The organism is Streptomyces sp. NRRL S-340 (assembly GCF_000720185.1).
GTDB lineage: Bacteria > Actinomycetota > Actinomycetes > Streptomycetales > Streptomycetaceae > Streptomyces.
This window is the reverse complement of sequence record NZ_JOIY01000002.1, coordinates 16,974-35,129: the sequence shown is the minus strand read 5'-3', so window position 1 is coordinate 35,129 and position 18,156 is coordinate 16,974. Positions and strand designations below refer to the sequence as shown.

The following is an 18,156-nucleotide window of genomic DNA, read 5'->3' as shown; positions in this document are numbered from 1 at the left end:
GGCTCAGGGCATCCGCAGGACGGCGTCCGACAGGAGGTGGAGCAGGTCGCCGGTGGCGTCGGCGGCGCCCAGCACCGGAAGGACGCCGAGGGCGAGCACGGCGGCGGCCACCGGCCGCAGGGGCGGCAGCGGAGCCGACCGCAGGGCCGCGACCCGGCGGGTGACGGCACGGTCGGTGAGGGGCAGTGTGCCGGCCGGTCCGAGAGCGGGCCCGGCGGTGAGAGCCGCCCGGGCCAGCGCCCGCGCGGCCGCCGTGCGGTCGCCGACCGCCGCCGCGGCCCGCTCGTCCGCCCAGCGCTCGACGAGGAAGGCGACGGTGGGACGCACCCCGAACAGCAGCGGGTCGGCCGCCACGGCCAGCGTCGCGGCGGTCACCACGAGCGCGTGCCGGTGGGTGAGGTGGGCGCGTTCGTGGGCGAGCAGCACCCGGCGCTCCTGCGGCCGCAGCGCGCCGAGCAGCGCGGCCGTCACCAGGATCCGGCCGGGGGAGCCGGGGATGGCGAACGCGCGCGGCACCGGCGAGGCGGCGACGATCAGTTCGGTGTCGCCCGGATGCGCCGCGCACAGCCGCCGCAGCGCCCGCCGGGTGCCGCAGACGGCGCGCACGGCCCGCCACAGCCGGTGGGCGACGGCCCCGAGGGCCACCGCGGCCAGCACCCCGACCGCCTCCGGCACCGGCTCCGGCAGACGCCGGCCGCCTGCCGGGGCCGCGAGGAGGGCGGCGGGCGCGTCGTCGGCGAGGGTGAGGGCGAGCAGGGTGAGCGACCACACGGTGGCACAGGCCGTCACGACGGCGGCGGCCGTCAGCACGCGCGCGGCGAGCGCGGGCGCCACCCGGCGGCCGACGGCGGGGCTGATCGCGGAGAGCAGCAGGGAGAGCACCAGAGGGGTGTAGACGTCGATCCTCACGCCGCCCCTCCCGCGAGCAGCTCGCGCAGGGCCCGTTCCTCCTCGGCGCTCAGCCCGGTCACGAACTGCTGCAGCGCGGCGATCGGATCGGGGCCGCGGTCCAGCGCCTCGTGCATGGCCTGGGCGGTCAGCTCGGCGGCGTTCTTCGCGGGCCGGTAGGCGCCCCTTCGTCCGTCCACCTCCCGCAGCACCAGGCCCTTGTCGTAGAGCCGTTTGAGGATGGTGTGCACGGTGTTGTAGGCCAGGTCGCCACCGAGTTCCAGCTGGATCTCGGCCGGGGTCAGGGGGCGTTCCGTGGACCACAGCGCGGCGAGGACCTCGCTCTCCAACTCGCCCGGACTGCGCCGTTCCGTCCTGCCGTGAGGCCCTCTGCCAGCCATGCCCTCAACCTTACAGCGCGTAGGGATGCCCCGTGTCCGGCGGTGTCCCGCCCGGCGGAACGCCCCGAGACGGGGTAACTTGTCCGTGATCCGCCGCTCGTGCCTCTCTCCTGTCCCGGCCGCCGGTGCGTTCCTGCCGGTGACGTCCCGTGGGTCCGCCGGATTTTCCGCGATGTTTCCCCCGCGGTTCCCCGGCGCCCTGCCCGATTCCCGCACCGCTCCCGCACACTGTGAAGTCAGAAACCCTACAGTGCGTAGGGACGAGGGGTGGAGATGGCCGACCGCACGCACGCCGTACTCGCCGGCATCGGGCGACCCGCACCGGCGCCCGGCCCCGGCAGGGCGGGGCGCCGCACCGGCGCTCTGCCGGTCGCGGCCGTGGCCGCCGCGTTCACCCTGGCGCAAGTCCTCCTCGTACACCCCGGCATGGGCCTCGGCTGGGACGAGACCGTCTACGTCAGCCAGGTCAGCCCGCACGCCCCCGCCGCCTTCTTCAGCGCCCCCCGCGCCCGCGGCGTCCCGCTCCTGGTCGCCCCCGTCGCCTCCTGGTCGTCCTCCACGGCACTGCTGCGGATCTGCCTCGCCCTGCTGTCGGGCCTCGCGCTGTACCTGGCCCTGCGGGTGTGGCGCCGGCTCTTCCCCGCCCGCGTCCTCGCCCTCGCGGGCGCCCTGTACGCCTCCTTGTGGGTCACCCTCTTCTACGGCCCGCAGGCCATGCCCAACTACTGGGTGGCCGTCGGCGCGCTCGCCTGCGCGGGCTGCTTCGTGCGCGCCCGCGCGGATCCCCGCGACCGCGCCGCCCACGCCGGACTGGCGGGCACCGCCGCCCTGATGGCCCTGATGCGCCCGGTGGACGCGGTCTGGATCGCGCTCCCGCTGCTCGTCCTCGCCGTCCCCGGACGCCGCTGGAGACCGTTCGCCGCACTCCTGGCCGGTCTGGCCGCCGGCTGCGGCGAATGGGCCGCCGAGGCCTACGCCGGCCACGGCGGCCCGCTGCGGCGGCTCGCCGACGCCTCCGCCATCCAGGACGGCCTCGGCCTGCACTTCGCCGTCACCGACCAACTGCGCAGCCTGGGCGGGCGGACCCTGTGCCGCCCGTGCACCGGGGCGCTGCCCGCCCCCCTGGTCACCGCATGGTGGTACGTCCTGCCCGTGCTCGCCCTGCTGGGCCTGCTCCTCGCCCGCCGCGCCCGGCGCGCCGCCCCCACCCGGACCGCGCTCGTCTGCGCCGCCGCGGCGGCCTTCCCGTACCTGTTCCTGATCGGCTACGCCGCCCCCCGCTTCCTCCTGCCCGCCTACGCCCTGCTCGCCGTCCCCGCCGCCGACGCCGTCCTCCACCTCGTCATCACCCCCCGGGGCACCTGGCGGCCGGCCGCCCTGAGCCTCGCCGTCCTCGCGCTCGCCGTGCACCTGGCGGTCCAGTACGCCGTCCTCGACCGCACCGTCACCCGCACCACCGCCGACCGCCGCGCCTGGCACCGCACCGCCGGGGCGCTGCACGCCCTCGGGGTGCGCCCGCCCTGCCTGCTGACCGGTCAGGACGCCATCCCCGTCGCGTTCTACGCCGGCTGCGGCTCCGCCGCGACGGACGGCCACAACGCCAACTCCACCCGCGCCGCCATCGAGGAGACCGCACGACGGATCCCGGTCGCCACACTCACCCCGGCGGGCGGCACCCCGCCCGCGTACGCCCGCGGCTGGCCGGCCCACCGACTCGGCGGCCTCCTCCTGTACGTCGCGCCGACGGCGCAGAAGGGCCCCGCCACATGACCTCACCGCTGCTCACCCGCCCCGCCGCACTGCGCCGCCGTACCTGGTGGCACACCGGCGTCATGCTCGCGGTGCTGCTGTGCGCCGTGTACCTCGGGCAGCGGCACTGGCCCGTCCTCGAGTCCGGTGCCGACCGGCTCGCCGTCGCCGACCAGGGATGGCTGCTGGTGGGTGCGAGCGCCGCCCTGGCCACCTGGGGGTGCGCGGCCCTGGCACAGCAGGGAGCCGTGGCCGAACGGCTGCCCCGGGCCCGGCTGCTGGCCGCGCAGTTCGCCGCCTCGGCCGCCAACCACGTGCTGCCCGCGGGACTGGGCGCGGGGGCGGTCAACCTGCGGTTCCTGATGCGCTGCGGGCTGCCCGCCTCGCGCTCGGCGAGCGCCCTCGCGGTCAAGGCCGCGGCCGGTGCCCTGGCCCGCGCGGCGCTGATCGCCGTGCTCGCCGCTGCCTGCCCCGGCGTCCTGCGGTTCCCGCACGTCCCGGTCACCGCGGTGGCCGGGGCCCTGGCCGCCGTCGTCCTGGTGACGGTGGTGCTGCGCGGCCCGCTCAGGTCCCGGTGCGCACGCGCCGTCGCGACGCTGGGGACGGACGTCCGGGCCGTGCACCGCCGGCCGCAGCGGGCCGCCGCCCTGTGGGGAGGCTCGCTCGCCTTCGCGGCGGCGCACTGCCTGGTCCTCGTCTCCGTCGTGCAGGCCGTCGGGCTGCCCCTGCCGCCGGTCCGGGTGGCGCTCCTCTATCTCGCCGCCAGCAGTGCCGCCGCCCTGCTGCCCACGCCCGGCGGGCTCGGCTCCCTGGACGCGGCGCTCGCCTTCGCCCTGACCACTTCCGGCGCACCGGCCGCCACCGCGGCCTCCGCCGTCCTCGGCTACCGCCTGCTGACGGTCTGGCTGCCGCTGGTGCCGGGCCTGCTGGTGCTGGGCGTCCTGATCCGCCGCAGGGCGGTGTGAGACAGGGGTGTGCAGTCCGCCGGGCTGAGCGGGGCGGGCGGAGGCGGACGAGGGCGGTCCCGGGACGGAGCGGTGCGGTCCGGGGCGTCAGGCCGAGCGGGACCGTTCCGGCCGGCCCGGAGGGTCCTGGCCCGGTCCGGCGGAAGGGGCCTGGTCCGGCGGCAGGGCGGCGTCCGCCGGGCCGGGCGCGTGACTCGTCAGCGCGGTGACGAACCGCGGCGGCAGCCACTTGACGGCCGCGCACAGGCACACCCCGAACCAGCCCGCGGCGAACAGCCAGCCGCCGACGACGTCGGTGAACCAGTGCACCCCGAGGTACACCCGGGTCAGCCCCACCAGCGCGCCCCAGCAGCCCGTCACCAGGCACAGCGCCGCCCGGCCGCGCGGAGCGCGCAGGACCACCGCGAGGATCACCACCGCGGCGGTCACCGCCGACGTGGTCGTGTGACCGGACGGGAACGACCAGCCCGTGGCGTGCGTCGCCCAGTCCTGCCGCGGCGGACGCGGGCGGGTGATCAGCTCCATCACCCCCTGGCGCGCCGCCTGCCCCAGGGCCAGGCAGGCCACGCACACGGCCGCCGCGGCCGTACGCTGCCGTGCCGTGCGGCCGAGGACCGCCCCGGCCAGCGCGACCAGCAGGTACGGCACGGCACCCGTCCCCGTGGCGGTCAGCGCCCGGGCCACGGCCACCGCCACCTCGGGACGGTGGCCGGCCGACCAGGACAGCAGCGTCCGGTCCACCCGCAACGGAGCGCCGTGCCCGCCCACGACGACCAGGGCGATCACGGTGAAGGCGGCCCAGGCGCCCAGCGCCGTACTGCCCGCCAGATCGGCCGTGTCCCGGCGCCTCATGAGACGAGCAGCGGGCGCAGCCGGGTCGCCGCGATCCGCCGGGCCAGGCCTTCGGGACTGCGCAGCACCACCCGCATCACCGCGAAGGCCACCAGCGCGCCGGCCACGAGCCCCACCGCCACGTCGTGCGGGTAGTGCGCGCCGACCCAGACCCGGGAGACCGCCATCGCCACGGCGGCGACGGCGGCGATCGCCCCGAGGCGCCGCGACACGAAGAAGAGGGCCACCGCCGCGGCCGCGGCGATCGCCGCGTGATTGCTCGGGAAGGACCAGTCGGTGCGCGCCGGGCAGGCCTCCAGGGTCACCGCGTGCAGGGTCCGGCAGGGCCGCACCTCGTGCACGGCCGCCTTCACCAGCGAGTTCACGAGGTAGGCGAGGACCACGGCCACCGGCACCGCCAGCGCGGTCACGGCCGCCGCCGCGTCCACCCGCCGCGCCCGCCACCAGCCCGCGAGCATCAGCACGGCGAACAGGGCCAGGCCGTATGCCGACCACGCCGACACCGTGTCGTCGAACCAGGCCGGGGACCGGCGGGCGAGGTCCACCACGTCCGTGTAGAGGGACCCGTCGACCGACGCGCCCGACAGGGCGAGCATCATCCGCGTGCCTCCTTCGCCTTCGCGGCGCGCCGGGAGCGCAGCACCTCTGCGGCGAGCGGGATCAGCGACACGACCACGATGAGCGCGATCACCGGCAGCAGGTACTTGTCGACGTCCGGCACCGAGGAGCCGAGCGCGTACCCCGCGAGGGTCAGGCCCATGCTCCACACGAGGCCGCCCGCCACCTGCCAGAGGGTGAACGTCCGCACCGGCACGCCCAGCGCGCCCGCCATCGGGTTGAGCACGGTCCGTACCACCGGCACGAAGCGGGCCAGCACGATCGCCTTGGCGAACCCGTACCGCTCCAGGAGTTCCTCGGCGCGCCGCGCGCCCTCGTGCAGCCGCGGCGAGCGGCTGCGGGCCAGCAGGGCGCCCCCGGCCTTGCGGCCCAGCAGGTATCCGCACTGGGACCCGGCGAGCGCGCCCACGGCGGCGGCGAGCAGCAGCGGCGCCAGCGACAGCCGCACCCCCCGGTCGGCCGAGCCCGTGCACAGCAGTCCCGCGGTGAACAGCAGCGAGTCGCCCGGCAGGAAGAAGCCGACGAGCAGTCCCGTCTCGGCGAACAGCACCACGCCGACGCCCAGCACGCCGAAGGCGGCCAGCAGCGACTGGGCGTCCAGCACATTGACCGCGAGCTGTGAGGACAGGAGCGAGGGTGTGATCATCGGCGCGGGCTCTTTCCGTCGGGGGAGGGCGGGGGACGCGCGGAACGACAGTCCGGAGTGACTACATCCCTGTAGACCGTCTACTGCACTGTAGACGAAAACGACTCGTGCGGTGTTCCCGTGATCGGCCCAACGGGTGAACCGGCGGGTGAATCGGTGCGGGCGGCGGCGCGGGCCGCGTCGTCGGGACCGGTCCGTGCGCCGGACCGCTGCGGGTTTTGCCCGCGCATTGCCGCTTCGTGACCGATCGACTACATGCGTGTAGTCATGATGGGTGCCGAAGTAAGGCATGCCTTCTCTAAGTCGGTCCCAGCGAGGCCGGGGCGGTGTGCCGGGAGGGCCGCACGGCATGTGGGACGACGCGTTTCCGAGTTTCCTGATCGGGCTGCGGGAAGGACTCGAAGGCGGGCTGATCGTCTCCATCCTGGTGGCGACCCTGGTCAGGGCGGGGGCCAGGTCCCGGCTGCCGCAGGTGTGGACCGGCGTCCTGGCGGCCGTCGCGCTGGCGCTCAGCTTCGGCGCGGTCCTCACCTTCACCGCGGCCTCCCTCTCGGCGACGGCGCAGGAGGCGTTCGGCGGCGCGCTCAGCGTGGTCGCCGTGGCGTTCGTCACCGCCATGGTCTTCTGGATGCGCCGCTCGGCCCGCAGCCTCTCCGGCGAGATCAGGCAGAAGGTGACCGGCGCGCTCGCCATGGGCGCGGGCATGCTGATCCTGACCTCCTTCCTCGCCGTGGGCCGCGAGGGCCTGGAGACCGCCCTGTTCCTGTGGACCACCGCCCGGGCGGCCGGGGAGTCCGCAGGCCCGCTGGCCGGCGCAGGGTTCGGGCTGGTCCTGGCCGCCGGGCTGTGCTGGGGTCTGTACCGGCGGGTCCTGAAGATCAACCTCACCAAGTTCTTCACCGCCACCGGAGCCGTGCTCATCGTGATCGCGGCGGGCGTCCTCGGCTACGGCCTGCGCGACCTCCAGGAAGGAGGCGTCCTGCCCGGGGGCACGGCCTACGCCGTCGACCTCAGCGGCAGCGTCGACGCCGGCTCCTGGTACAGCACCCTGGTCCAGGGTGTCCTCAACCTGACCCCGGCGATGACGTGGGTCCAGGTCGTCGCCTACGCCGGCTACCTCGCCGTGGTGATGACCCTGTTCGTGCGCGGCGTCCGGGCGGGGGGCGCGAGCGCGGGTGCGAGCAGTGCCGCGCCCGCCCCGAAGCCTGTCGCGACGGCCGCCGCGGCAGGCTCGGCCGAGCCCGCCGCCCCGTCCGGGTCCGGTGCCCCGTTCGGGGCCGGTACTCCCTCCGGGTCCGGTACGCCGTCCGAGGCCGGTGCCCGCTCCGAGTCCCCTGCCGCGCCGCCCACCGGTTCCGGGCCCTGTCCGGAGCCGTCCGCCGCGCCGGACCCGCGTCCGGCGCGGGCCGCCGAGCCGCAGTCCCCGTCGGCCGACTCCGCCGCCCCGGGCCCCGCCGAGCCGGCGCCGCTGCCGGAGCCCGCCGCCGAGGCCGGTCCTCTGTCCGAGGCCGGGCCCACGCCCGCCCCCGAGCCCACGGCGGCCCGCGAGCCCAGGCCCGGCTCCGACCCAACGCCCGGCTCCGACCCAACGCCCGGCGCCGACTCCAGCTCCGGCGCCGGCGCGCCCGCCACCCCGGGTGCCGACGCGCCCGTCGCGCACGGCGCGGGTGGCCGGACCCGTCGCCGGCGTCCCGCCTGGGTCGTTCCCGTCGCCGTCGTGGCCGTGCCCGCGGTGGTGGCCGGGCTCGTCGTCGCCCTCGGCCGGTCCGAGCCCGCCGGTGCCCAGACCGTCGCCGTGTCCGAGAAGGACTGCGGCAAGGGTTTCACCGCGCCCCGGACGGGCCGGCAGACCTTCCGGATGCACAACACCGGCTCGAAGACCTCCGAGGTCTATCTGATCGACCCGGCGAGCAACGCGGTCTACGGCGAGATCGAGGGCCTGGCCCCCGGCACCACCCGCGACCTCGTCGCCACCGTCGCGGGCGGCAGCTACGCCTGGCGCTGCGTACCGACCGGCGGCAAGGCGGTCACCTCCGAAACCGTGCGGGTGAGCGGCGGTGCGGGGGCGAGGGCGGTCGTCCCCGTCTCCGCGCAGGACCTGGCCGGACCGCTCGCGCAGTACCGGCGGTACGTCGGCAAGGGCCTGGCCGCCCTGGTCGCCCAGACCGCCAGGCTCGACGACGACATCCAGGGCGGTCACCTCGGCGCGGCCCGCGCCGACTGGCTCACCGCCCACCGCACCTACTCCTCCCTGGGCGCCGCCTACGGCACCTTCGAGGACTTCGACAAGAAGATCGACGGAAGGCCGGACGGGCTCCCGGACGGCGTCGAGGACAAGGACTTCACCGGGTTCCACCGCATCGAGTACGGCCTGTGGCACGGACAGGACGCCGACCGGCTCAAGGCGCCGGCCCGGCGGCTCGCCGCCGACGCGGCCGGTCTGCGCGAGGCCTTCCCCCGCCAGGAGTTCGACCCGGGCGACCTGCCGCTGCGCGCCCACGAGATCCTGGAGAACACCCTCCAGTTCGAGCTGACCGGCGACGCCGACCAGGGCAGCGGCACCGAGCTGGCCACGGCCGACGCGAACCTCGACGGCACCCGCGAGCTGCTCACCGTACTGAAACCGCTGCTGACCAGCCGCGCCCCACACCTGCTGCCCACCGTGGACAGCGACGTCGCCCGGCTGCGCGCACTGCTCGACGCGGCCCGCCACGGCACCGCCTGGACACCGGTCGACCGGCTCGACGCGCACACCCGGGCCCGCCTGGACGGCGCCACCGGACAGCTCCTGGAAGACCTCGCCCCCGTGCCGGACCTGCTGGAGATCAGGAAGTCCGCCTGATGTCCGCACCCCGCGCGGACCGCGCGGCAGCCCCCGTCAGCCCCGCCACCACCGCCGACCCCGAAGGGAACCCCTCCATGCCGTCCGCCGCCACGCCCGCCCCCTCGGGCGGCTGCCCCGCCGGTCACGGCCGCCGGACCTTCGTCCGTACGGCCCTCGGGGCCGGGGCCGCAGGCGCGGTCCTGGCCGGCGGAGGACTCGCGCTGGGCCGGACCGGCACCGCCGAGGCGCACGCCGCCGACTCCTCCGAGCCGACGGAGATCCCCTTCCACGGCGTCCACCAGGCGGGCGTCGTCACCCCGGCCCAGGCCGCCGCCGCGTTCGTCTCCTTCGACGTCATCGCCGACGGCCGCCGGGAACTGGCCGACCTGCTGAGGACGCTCACCGAGCGGGCCCGCCTCCTCACCGCCGGCGGCACCCCCGCCGACCTGGGTGTCGGCGCCCCGCCGTCCGACAGCGGCATCCTCGGCCCGGAGGTCCCCGCCGACGCCCTCACCGTCACCGTGGGCGTCGGCGCCTCCCTCTTCGACGACCGCTACGGCCTCGCCGGGGCCAGGCCGCGCCGGCTCACCCCGATGCGCACCTTCCCCAACGACAGCCTCCGGGCCGCCGAGTGCCACGGGGACCTGTCCCTGCAGATCTGCGCGAACCGCCGGGACACCGTGCTGCACGCCCTGCGCGACATCGCCCGGCACACCCGCGGCGCCCTGCAGGTCAAGTGGCGCATCGACGGATTCCAGAACACCCCGCGCCCCACCGGAACACAGCGCAACCTGCTCGGCTTCAAGGACGGCATCGCCAACCCGGACGTCACCTCCGCGCGGGAGACCGACCGCCTGATCTGGGTGGGCGCGGGCCAGGGCGAGCCCGCCTGGGCGACCGGGGGCAGCTACCAGGTCATCCGGATCATCCGCATGCTGGTGGAGTTCTGGGACCGGGTCTCCCTGACCGAGCAGGAGAAGATGTTCGGCCGCCGCAAGGACACCGGCGCCCCGCTGGACGGCGTCCGGGAGACCGACGTCCCCCAGTACGCCAAGGACCCGCACGGCACCGCGATCCCGCTGGACTCCCACATCCGGCTCGCCAACCCGCGCACCGCCGCCACCGACGCCTCCCGTCTGCTGCGCCGCGGCTACAACTACGACCGGGGCGTCGACAACGTCGGCAACCTCGACATGGGCCTCGTCTTCTGCTGCTACCAGCAGGACGTCGTCCGCCAGTTCGAGGCGACCCAGACCCGGCTGATCGACGAGCCGCTCGTCGACTACATCTCGCCGACCGGCGGCGGTTACTTCTTCGTCCTGCCCGGAGTGCGGGACTCCGCCGACTGGCTCGGCCGCGGCCTGCTGGCGGCCTGAAACGGCCGGTCACGGCGCCTGAGCGGCACGACCGTGTCGTGGCGCACCGCGGCCAGGGGCGCGGCGGACTCTCCCCTCCCATGGTCAAGATCCATCACGGGCTTTACTGCACATCATTCGCAGATGGGTGAATGACAAGAAGCCGCCCGGTGCGGCCTCGGGCACCCTCCACCGAAGGAAAGCTCCCCATGACGGCCGCCCCTGGTCCCACTCCGCTCCTCCCCGCCAGGGCCGAGGCCCAGCGCTCGGCCTGGCACCGCGTCCGCACCTCCATGACGCGGCAGGAGTGGACCAGGGCCGGCGCGATGGCCGCGTTCGTGCTCGCCCCGCACGTCCCTGACCGGGGGAATCCGCGGCCCGGGGGATTGGAGCGCCCGCGGCGGGAAACGCGGAGCACGACACCGCGACCGCAAGCCGCCGCGAGGGAGGCACCCGTGAGCACCGATCCGATGGCCGACGACGCCTACCAGCCCACCGGGAACAACGAGGAGCAGGAGGACGCCGCGCCGCTGGACATGCAGGACGCGATCGGCGAGCGGACCTACGACGACACCCTCGACGAGGGCTACTCACCGCCCGAGAAGCCGCTCGGCGTCGACAAGTACGGCACCACGGCCGCCGAACAGCACGAGGGCGAGAGCCTCGACCAGCGGCTGGCCCAGGAGCAGCCCGACACGGGCGAGCCGGAGGGCGACGGCACGGGCGACCTCCCCGGCGGCGAGGGCGAGCCGGTCGACCCCGAGGCGGGGGACGAGCGCGCCGGGCGCCTGGTCGCCCCGGACGAGGGCGCGCACGCCGACACCACCAAGGAGGAGGTCGCCTTCGACGCAGGCATCGACGGGGGAGCCGCGGGCGCCGAGGAGGCCGCCGTGCACGTCGTCGAGGACAACAGCACCCTGCCCGGCGAGGACACCGGGCGCTGACGGCACCGCCGCTTACGGCTCCGGCACCGGCCTACGGCTCGGGCACCGGCCTACGGCTCCGGCACCGCCGCGTACGGCTCGGGCACCGGCCTACGGCTCCGGCACCGCCGCGTACGGCTCGGGCACCGGCCTACGGCTCCGGCACCGCCGGGCTGTACTACCGCCGCAGACGGGTCCGCTCCGTCCTGCCGGGGCGGGCGCGGCCCCGCTGCGGTTCTCGCCGGCCCGGCGGCCCCCCGGCCGCGCAACGGTTCTCCCGCCCCGCCCGGGCGGGCCCGCGGACTCGCGGTAGGCGACTCGCGGTAGGCGCGCGGCGGAAGGCACCCGGCACGGACGGGGACCGCAGCCCACGGCTCCGGTCCCCGTCACGCCGGCGGACCCCGCGGTCCGCCCTCAGCTAGGGCAGCAGTTTGTCCAGGGCGGCAGGCCCCTCGGTCTCGATCTTGCGCTTGGCCCACTCCAGGTTGCGCGGGGTGATGTCACGCCCCGCGGCCAGCACGACGTCCTCGGGCGAGACGTCGGTGCCGGTACGGGCGTGGAGCACGCTGTCCGGCGTGCAGCGGTTGCCTGGCGAACGGGACGCTTCGGGCGAACGGGATGCGTCGGGCTCTGACATCGACATGTGTCCTCCTCGGGTCCGGCCGGGTACCCGCCCGGGTCCGGACTGCGCCGCCCGTGCCGCGGGACCGGGACCTCCTCCTACGATTGCCCGCCGCGCCGCACCCTGCATCCGGAAGGGCCGCCGCACCGTGCGGGCCGGCCCCGGCCCGCTTCAGGAGTACCGGACCGTCCCGTCCGGAAACCTCCGTTCTACCGGCCCGCTCCGTAAGCTGGAAGGACCCGGCCAAGGCGCCGGGGCGGCAGACGCGGGGGCCGCGCGACCCGGCAGGGAGGCCGCAGCGATGACCGACAGCTCAGGCCCGCCGCCGGCGGGCGCACGCCGGTACGTGCCGATCGCCGACCACGGTCTGATCGGCGACCTGCGCACGGTCGCCCTGGTCGGCACCGACGGCACCATCGACTGGTACTGCTGCCCCGCCTTCGACGCCCCTAGCGTCTTCGCCGCCGTGCTGGACGCCGAGCGGGGCGGCTGCTTCGAACTCGCCGCGGCCCAGGGAGCACGCACCAAGCAGTTCTACTTCCCCGACACCAATGTGCTGATCACCCGGTTCTTCACCGAGGACGGCGTCGGGGAGGTGCAGGACTTCATGCCGGTCTCGGGCGACCTGGGCGAGGCCGAACGTCACCGGCTGATCCGGCGCGTGGTGTGCGTGCGGGGCACCGTCCCGTTCCGCGTGCGCGTGGCCCCGCGCTTCGGCTACGGCGCCGACCCGCACACGGTGCGCACGGAGGGCTGCATGACCCTGTTCGAGTCCGCGGGCCTGGCCCTCGCCCTCACGGCCACCGTGCCGCTGGAGACCGAGGGACCCGACGTCCGGGCCGACTTCAAGCTCACCGAGGGCGAGTCCGCCGTCTTCGCCCTCGACCAGGTCGGCGGCGAGGTGGCCCCGCGCCGGTGCGCGCGGACCGAGGCGGAGGAGCAGTTCGCGGCCACCGTGGCGTACTGGCGGCGCTGGATCGCGCAGTCCCGCTACCGGGGCCGCTGGCGGGAGATGGTGCACCGCTCCGCCCTCACCCTCAAACTCCTCACCTACGCCCCCACCGGCGCCATCGTCGCCGCGCCCACCACCAGCCTGCCCGAGCGCGTCGGCGGCGAGCGCAACTGGGACTACCGCTACGTCTGGGTGCGCGACGCCGCCTTCGCCGTCTACGCCCTGCTGCGCCTCGGCTTCAGCGGCGAGGCCGCGGCCTTCATGCGGTTCGTCACCCGGCACATCAGCCCGGGCGACGGCAGGGCGACCGGCCCGCTGCAGATCATGTACGGCATCGACGGCCGCACCGACCTCCCCGAGCGCGAGCTGCCCCACCTGGAGGGGCACCAGGGCTCCGCCCCGGTCCGGGTCGGCAACGCCGCCGCCGACCAGCTCCAGCTCGACATCTACGGCGCCCTGATCGACTCCATCTACCTCTACGACAAGTGGGCCGAGCCGATCTCCAGCGCCCAGTGGGACGACGTGTGCGCGCTGGTCGACTGGGTCTGCGAGCACTGGGACCAGCCCGACGAAGGCGTGTGGGAGACCCGCGGTGGGCGCCGGAACTTCCTGTACTCGCGCCTGATGTGCTGGGTGGCCGTCGAACGCGCGATCCGGCTGGCCAACCGCCGCGGCCTGCCCGCCGACCTGGCCCGCTGGCAGCGCGGCCGGGACGCGATCTACCGCCGCATCATGGACCGCGGCTGGTCGCGGCGGCGGCAGGCGTTCGTCCAGTACGAGGGCGGCGACGTGCTGGACGCCGCCGTCCTGATGATGCCGCTCGCCAAGTTCATCGCCCCCACCGACCCCAAGTGGCTGGCCACCCTCGACGCGCTCACCGAGGACCTGGTCTCCGACTCCCTCGTCTACCGCTACGACCCGCGCACCAGCCCCGACGGGGTGAGCGGCGACGAGGGCACCTTCTCGATCTGCTCCTTCTGGTACGTCGAGGCACTGACCCGCGCCGGGCGCCTGGACGAGGCCCGCCTCGCGTTCGAGAAGATGCTCACCTACGCCAACCACCTGGGCCTGTACGCGGAGGAGATCGGCCGCACCGGCGAACAGCAGGGCAACTTCCCGCAGGCCTTCACCCACCTGTCCCTGATCAGCGCCGCCTACAACCTGGACCGTGCCCTCGGCTGACCCCGGGAGCCGTCCGCCGGCCCCGGGGCCCGCCCGGCGGTCAGCCGATGTGGTACGAGTCGCCGTACACCTTCCAGTCCAGCGGCGTCTTCAGGTCCAGGTTGCCCTTGCGCAGGAAGACCCGCTGCGCGGTGTCGACCCTGCTGGTGTCGCTGTGCGCCTCCTCCTGCTTCATGGCCCACACCCGCGCGTCCAGGAACGCGTTCAGGTACGCCGTCTCGTCGCCGCCCTGCGCCGGCGGCTCGGCGCTGCGCAGCGCCCGCTTGCGGATGTTGCGGAAGCTGGTGGAGTCGTCGCCGTCGCCGTGCATGACGATGGCGTCGTAGTAGGCGAACTGGCCGAGCGCGCGCAGCCCGTCGGTCTTGCCCTGGGAGACCGCCGGGTTGAAGTACACCCGGTCCCGCTCGTCGTTCTGGGCCTGCTGGAAGGCGCTGTCCTTGGCCGCGGTGCGCCAGGCCGAGACGAACGCCGAGCCGAGGCCGGAGTGCGAGTCGCTGCCGTTGACCTTGCGCAGCGCGGGCAGGTACTTGGCCAGGACGTTGCCCGGCTTGCGGTCGGTGTAGAGCTGGACCAGGTCGAGCATGTCGCCGGTGCCGGAGCAGAAGCCGATGATGCCGGCGGTGTAGCCGCGGCCGTCGCCGATGTCCTCGATGTACTTGTACTGCGCCTTCCAGTCGAGCGAGGAGTTCTCCGCGCTCGACACCAGCTTCATGGCGATCTCCTTCTTCGCCGGGTCGTCCAGGCCGGGCGCCGCCGCCGGGGCGGCCACCGCCCGCGGAACGGCGCCGAGCAGCGGGACGGCGACCGCGCCGGCGCCGAGGAGGGCGAGGACGGTACGGCGGGAGGCACCGGCCGGGCGGGCCGTGTCGGGGTTCGGATGCACGTTGGGCTCCAAGGGGGAGTGGGGGGTGCGGAGTCGGCCCGGAGGACCAACTGATAGGAAGGTTTCCTACCAGAGGCTCGAACAGGTGGGCACCCGTCGTGCACGAATTCGTAGGAACGAACGAGGGGAGCAGGGAGGGAACACGAGAGGGCGGACGCCGGGTTCAGGACAGGGACTGCTCCGCCCAGATCACCTTCCCGGTGGGCGTGTAGCGGGTGCCCCAGCGGTCCGCGAGCTGCGCCACCAGGAACAGACCCCGGCCGCCCTCGTCGGTGGAGGCCGCGTACCGCAGGTGCGGCGAGGTGCTGCTGCTGTCGAAGACCTCGCAGATCAGGGCGGTGTCGCGCAGCATCCGCACCCGGATGGGCGTGCTGCCGTAGCGGATGGCGTTGGTCACCAGCTCACTGAGGATCAGCTCCGTGGTGAAGGCCGCCTCCTCCAGCCCCCACCGCGCGAGGCAGCGGCTCACCGAGGCCCGTACGTCGCCGACGGCCGCCGGGTCCGCGGGCACCTCCCACTCGGCCGTCCGGTCGGCGCCCAGCGCCCGCGTCCGGGCGACGAGCAGCGCGATGTCGTCGCCCGGCCGGAACGGCAGCCGCGAGTCCAGCACGGCGCGGCACGTCTCCTCGGGCGACGGGCCCGCCGAGGAGAGCGCGCCGCGCAGTTCCTCCAGGCCCACGTCGATGTCGAGCGCCCGGTCCTCGACGAGCCCGTCGGTGTACAGCACCAGACGGCTGCCCTCGGCGAGTTCCAGCTCGGCCGTCTCGAACGGCAGACCGCCCAGCCCGAGCGGGGGCCCGGCGGGCACGTCGGCGAACGTCACCTCGCCGCCGGGGGCGATCACGGCCGGCGGCGGGTGGCCGGCGCGGGCGATCGAGCAGCGCCGGGAGACGGGATCGTAGACCGCGTAGAGGCAGGTCGCGCCGATCACGGGCGCGCCGGCACCGTCGGTGGCCCCGGTCCTCTCGTCCTGGTCGATCCGGTCCACCATCTCGTCCAGCAGACCCAGCAGTTCGTCCGGCGGCAGGTCCAGGGCGGAGAAGTTGTGCACGGCCGTGCGCAGCCGGCCCATCGTGGCCGCCGCGTGCAGCCCGTGACCGACCACGTCCCCGACGACCAGCGCCACCCGCGCCCCGGACAGCGGCAGCACGTCGAACCAGTCCCCGCCCACCCCCGCCTGCGCGGGCAGGTAGCGGTAGGCGATCTCGAGGGCACCCTGCTCGGGCAGGCTGCGCGGCAGCAGACTGCGCTGGAGGGTGACCGCCATGCCGTGCTCGCGCGTGTAGCGCCGGGCGTTGTCGATGGAGACCGCGGCCCGCGCCACCAGCTCCTCGGCCAGGGCCAGTTCCTCGGCGTCGAACGGTTCGTCCTCCTGCGAGCGCCAGAAGTCGACGACACCGAGGATCACGTTGCCCGCCCGCACCGGGACGGTGATCAGCGAGTGGATGCCGTGCCGGGCCATCTGTCCGGTGCCGTCCGCCTCCTGCGCCGGCCCGCCGGGGGCGGCCTCGACACGCGGTTCCAGGACCGGCCGGCGGGTGCCGAGGCTGCGCGCCTGCGGGGAGGACGGCGCCAAGCGGATCTGTGAGCCCACCGGGAGCAGCGGCGCGTCGTCGCGGATGCCGCCGGCCGCCGCACGGCGCAGCGCGGCACCCTGCTCCGGCTCCTCGCCGCGCAGCACGGCGTCGTACAGGTCCACCGTGGCGAAGTCCGCGAAGCGGGGTACGGCCACCCGCACCAGTTCCTCCGCGGTCCGGGTCACGTCCAGGGTGGTGCCCACGCCCACCCCGGCGTCGTAGAGCAGGCTGAGGCGCTCGCGAGCCTCCTCCGCGCGTCCGGACAGCGCGCGCAGCTCCGTGGAGTCGCGCAGGGTGGCCACGCTGCCCGAGGGACCGCCCTCCAGGTCGGTGGCCCGCTGGTTGATCGCCAGCAACCGGTCGCCGACCAGGTGCACCTCGTCGGTGGCGATCCGCCCGGAGGCGAGCAGTGCCGCCGTGCCCGGATCCAGCCCCAGGCCGAGCACCCGGCGGCCCTCGGCGTCCTCGGGCAGGCCGAGCAGGCGGTGCGCCTCGTCGTTGGCCAGGAGCAGCCGGCCGTCGTCGCCGACGATGATCACGCCCTCCCTCACCGAGTGGAGCACCGCGTCGTGGTGCTCGTACATCCGGGTCATCTCGCCCGGCCCCAGGCCGTGCGTCTGACGCAGCAGCCGCCTGCTGACCAGGGCGGTCCCCGCGGTGGCCAGGGCGAGGCCGACGGCAGCCGCGCCCAGCACGACGGGCAGCTGCCGGTCCGCGAGACCCCCCGCGTTGCGCGTGGTGATGCCGGCCGCCACCAGCCCCACCACCGTGCCGTCGGGTGCCTTGACCGGCACCACCGCCTGCACCAGGCGCCCGATGGTCCCGTTGATCTCCTCCACCACGGGTCTGCCGTGCACCGCGGGGGCGATGGTGCCCACGAACTTCTTGCCGATCCGGTCCGGCACGGGGTGGGTGTAGCGGATCCCGGCGGTGTTCATCACGACGATGAAGTCGACGTGCGCCGCCGCGCGGGACGCCTCGGCGCGTGGTTGCAGCACGGCCGTCGGATCGGGCCCGGTGAGTGCCGCGGCGGTCCCCGGCGCGTTGGCGAACGTCTCGGCGACCGCCAGCGACCGGTCGCGGGCCTCCTGCGTGCTGTCGTGCTGTACCTGCAGCACCAGGGCGACGACCGCGGCCAGGACCAGCAGCAGCACCACGACGACCTGGAGCACGAACACCTGTCCGGCGACGGTGCGGCCGCGCAGGGCCGCCCACCGCCGCGCGAACCAGCCGCCCGCGGCCCGGTTCCGCTCGGCGCGCTCACGCGCTCGACGAGCGGAACCGGGCGCCGGCTGAAGACGCTGACCGCCAGAACGGCGGGTCGACCGGGTACCGGCTCGACCCGGGAGTCGGACCATGTGCCATGTCTACACTGCCGGGCCCCTCGTGGCGAGGCCCGTCACACCTGTGCGCCGGGCCGCTGCACCGGCGGCGGCAGGACCCCTTTCCCACGGCCGCACACCCGCCGAGCGGCTACCGCTCCGGGCGCGGGCGCAGGCGCGGGACGGCGCACGGCGAACACCGGGGCGGTGGCGTCCGCCGTCCGGCCATCCGGGCGTCCGTCCAGGCCATCCGGGCGTCCGGGCCGGCGGCGCCGCCCGGAGGGGGAGTGCGGCCGTCGGCGTCCCCCCTGCGGCGGCATCCGGGGGGACGCGCGGCCCGCCCCACCGGCCCCACGGTCCCACCGGTCCCGTCGGGGCCACCGGCAGCCCCCGGCGT

General features: G+C 75.3%; 14 protein-coding genes. 6 read left to right on the top strand and 8 right to left on the bottom strand.

Translation table 11 applies throughout. The features are described 5' to 3' along the window. Positions 1 to 3: 3 nt before the first annotated feature. A complete protein-coding gene (locus IG64_RS01420) occupies positions 4 to 909 on the bottom strand; it encodes a M48 family metalloprotease (protein ID WP_037851042.1) in 906 nt (301 codons plus the stop codon). Then, positions 906 to 1,289: a BlaI/MecI/CopY family transcriptional regulator gene (locus IG64_RS01415; RefSeq protein ID WP_037851039.1), complete on the bottom strand. Its 384-nt coding sequence runs from the start codon at positions 1,287 to 1,289 to the stop codon at positions 906 to 908. Before IG64_RS01415 ends, IG64_RS01420 begins: the two co-directional genes overlap by 4 nt. A 273-nt stretch (positions 1,290 to 1,562) precedes the next feature. Here IG64_RS01415 and IG64_RS01410 point away from each other — a divergent pair, with 273 nt between their 5' ends. Then, complete coding sequence (locus IG64_RS01410) at positions 1,563 to 3,059, top strand: hypothetical protein (RefSeq protein WP_037851282.1); 1,497 nt, start codon at positions 1,563 to 1,565, stop codon at positions 3,057 to 3,059. Further along, positions 3,056 to 4,003 carry a lysylphosphatidylglycerol synthase domain-containing protein gene (locus IG64_RS01405; RefSeq protein ID WP_037851037.1) on the top strand — a complete coding sequence of 316 codons (948 nt, stop codon included), beginning with the start codon at positions 3,056 to 3,058 and terminating at the stop codon, positions 4,001 to 4,003. Before IG64_RS01410 ends, IG64_RS01405 begins: the two co-directional genes overlap by 4 nt. 87 nt (positions 4,004 to 4,090) lie before the next feature. On the opposite strand, the gene IG64_RS01400 is transcribed toward IG64_RS01405, so the two are convergent. The 3 genes from IG64_RS01400 to IG64_RS01390 are packed head-to-tail and all read right to left on the bottom strand — an operon-like array spanning position 4,091 to position 6,119. Continuing rightward, a complete protein-coding gene (locus tag IG64_RS01400; protein WP_037851035.1) occupies positions 4,091 to 4,855 on the bottom strand; it encodes a phosphatase PAP2 family protein in 765 nt (254 codons plus the stop codon). Further along, positions 4,852 to 5,454, bottom strand: a complete 603-nt coding sequence (locus tag IG64_RS01395; protein ID WP_037851033.1) for a phosphatase PAP2 family protein — start codon at positions 5,452 to 5,454, stop codon at positions 4,852 to 4,854. The genes IG64_RS01400 and IG64_RS01395 overlap by 4 nt, the downstream gene beginning before the upstream one ends. Continuing rightward, positions 5,451 to 6,119, bottom strand: a complete 669-nt coding sequence (locus IG64_RS01390) for a DedA family protein (RefSeq protein WP_037851031.1) — start codon at positions 6,117 to 6,119, stop codon at positions 5,451 to 5,453. The genes IG64_RS01395 and IG64_RS01390 overlap by 4 nt, the downstream gene beginning before the upstream one ends. 349 nt (positions 6,120 to 6,468) lie before the next feature. Here IG64_RS01390 and efeU point away from each other — a divergent pair, with 349 nt between their 5' ends. The 3 genes from efeU (at position 6,469) to IG64_RS01375 (ending at position 11,242) form a co-directional block, all read left to right on the top strand. Beyond that, positions 6,469 to 8,961: an iron uptake transporter permease EfeU gene (gene efeU / locus IG64_RS41855; RefSeq protein WP_037851022.1), complete on the top strand. Its 2,493-nt coding sequence runs from the start codon at positions 6,469 to 6,471 to the stop codon at positions 8,959 to 8,961. Between the two features lie 77 nt (positions 8,962 to 9,038). After that, positions 9,039 to 10,319, top strand: a complete 1,281-nt coding sequence (efeB, locus tag IG64_RS01380; protein WP_037851280.1) for an iron uptake transporter deferrochelatase/peroxidase subunit — start codon at positions 9,039 to 9,041, stop codon at positions 10,317 to 10,319. A 434-nt stretch (positions 10,320 to 10,753) separates the two neighbouring features. Then, entirely contained in the window at positions 10,754 to 11,242 is a 489-nt protein-coding gene (locus IG64_RS01375) for a DUF5709 domain-containing protein (RefSeq protein ID WP_037851021.1), read from the top strand. Between the two features lie 397 nt (positions 11,243 to 11,639). Here IG64_RS01375 and IG64_RS01370 read toward each other — a convergent pair whose 3' ends face one another. Further along, positions 11,640 to 11,864, bottom strand: coding sequence for a hypothetical protein (locus tag IG64_RS01370; protein WP_037851017.1), 225 nt, complete (start codon positions 11,862 to 11,864; stop codon positions 11,640 to 11,642). A gap of 280 nt (positions 11,865 to 12,144) precedes the next feature. Here IG64_RS01370 and IG64_RS01365 point away from each other — a divergent pair, with 280 nt between their 5' ends. Then, positions 12,145 to 13,977, top strand: coding sequence for a glycoside hydrolase family 15 protein (locus IG64_RS01365; RefSeq protein WP_051812236.1), 1,833 nt, complete (start codon positions 12,145 to 12,147; stop codon positions 13,975 to 13,977). A 40-nt stretch (positions 13,978 to 14,017) separates the two neighbouring features. Here IG64_RS01365 and IG64_RS01360 read toward each other — a convergent pair whose 3' ends face one another. After that, the gene (locus tag IG64_RS01360; RefSeq protein ID WP_037851014.1) at positions 14,018 to 14,860 is read right to left on the bottom strand and encodes a chitosanase; all 843 of its coding nucleotides are present in this window, start codon (positions 14,858 to 14,860) and stop codon (positions 14,018 to 14,020) included. 163 nt (positions 14,861 to 15,023) lie between these two features. Next, positions 15,024 to 17,795 carry a SpoIIE family protein phosphatase gene (locus IG64_RS01355; RefSeq protein WP_078883710.1) on the bottom strand — a complete coding sequence of 924 codons (2,772 nt, stop codon included), beginning with the start codon at positions 17,793 to 17,795 and terminating at the stop codon, positions 15,024 to 15,026. Positions 17,796 to 18,156 lie beyond the last annotated feature (361 nt).

Bases quoted from the DNA above. Each gene is read 5' to 3' on its own strand.
- IG64_RS01415 (WP_037851039.1), bottom strand. From the start codon at position 1,289: ATGGCTGGCAGAGGGCCTCACGGCAGGACGGAACGGCGCAGTCCGGGC.
- IG64_RS01410 (WP_037851282.1), top strand. From the start codon at position 1,563: ATGGCCGACCGCACGCACGCCGTACTCGCCGGCATCGGGCGACCCGCA.
- IG64_RS01405 (WP_037851037.1), top strand. From the start codon at position 3,056: ATGACCTCACCGCTGCTCACCCGCCCCGCCGCACTGCGCCGCCGTACC.
- IG64_RS01400 (WP_037851035.1), bottom strand. From the start codon at position 4,855: ATGAGGCGCCGGGACACGGCCGATCTGGCGGGCAGTACGGCGCTGGGC.
- IG64_RS01395 (WP_037851033.1), bottom strand. From the start codon at position 5,454: ATGATGCTCGCCCTGTCGGGCGCGTCGGTCGACGGGTCCCTCTACACG.
- IG64_RS01390 (WP_037851031.1), bottom strand. From the start codon at position 6,119: ATGATCACACCCTCGCTCCTGTCCTCACAGCTCGCGGTCAATGTGCTG.
- efeU (WP_037851022.1), top strand. From the start codon at position 6,469: ATGTGGGACGACGCGTTTCCGAGTTTCCTGATCGGGCTGCGGGAAGGA.
- efeB (WP_037851280.1), top strand. From the start codon at position 9,039: ATGCCGTCCGCCGCCACGCCCGCCCCCTCGGGCGGCTGCCCCGCCGGT.
- IG64_RS01370 (WP_037851017.1), bottom strand. From the start codon at position 11,864: ATGTCGATGTCAGAGCCCGACGCATCCCGTTCGCCCGAAGCGTCCCGT.
- IG64_RS01365 (WP_051812236.1), top strand. From the start codon at position 12,145: ATGACCGACAGCTCAGGCCCGCCGCCGGCGGGCGCACGCCGGTACGTG.
- IG64_RS01355 (WP_078883710.1), bottom strand. From the start codon at position 17,795: ATGGTCCGACTCCCGGGTCGAGCCGGTACCCGGTCGACCCGCCGTTCT.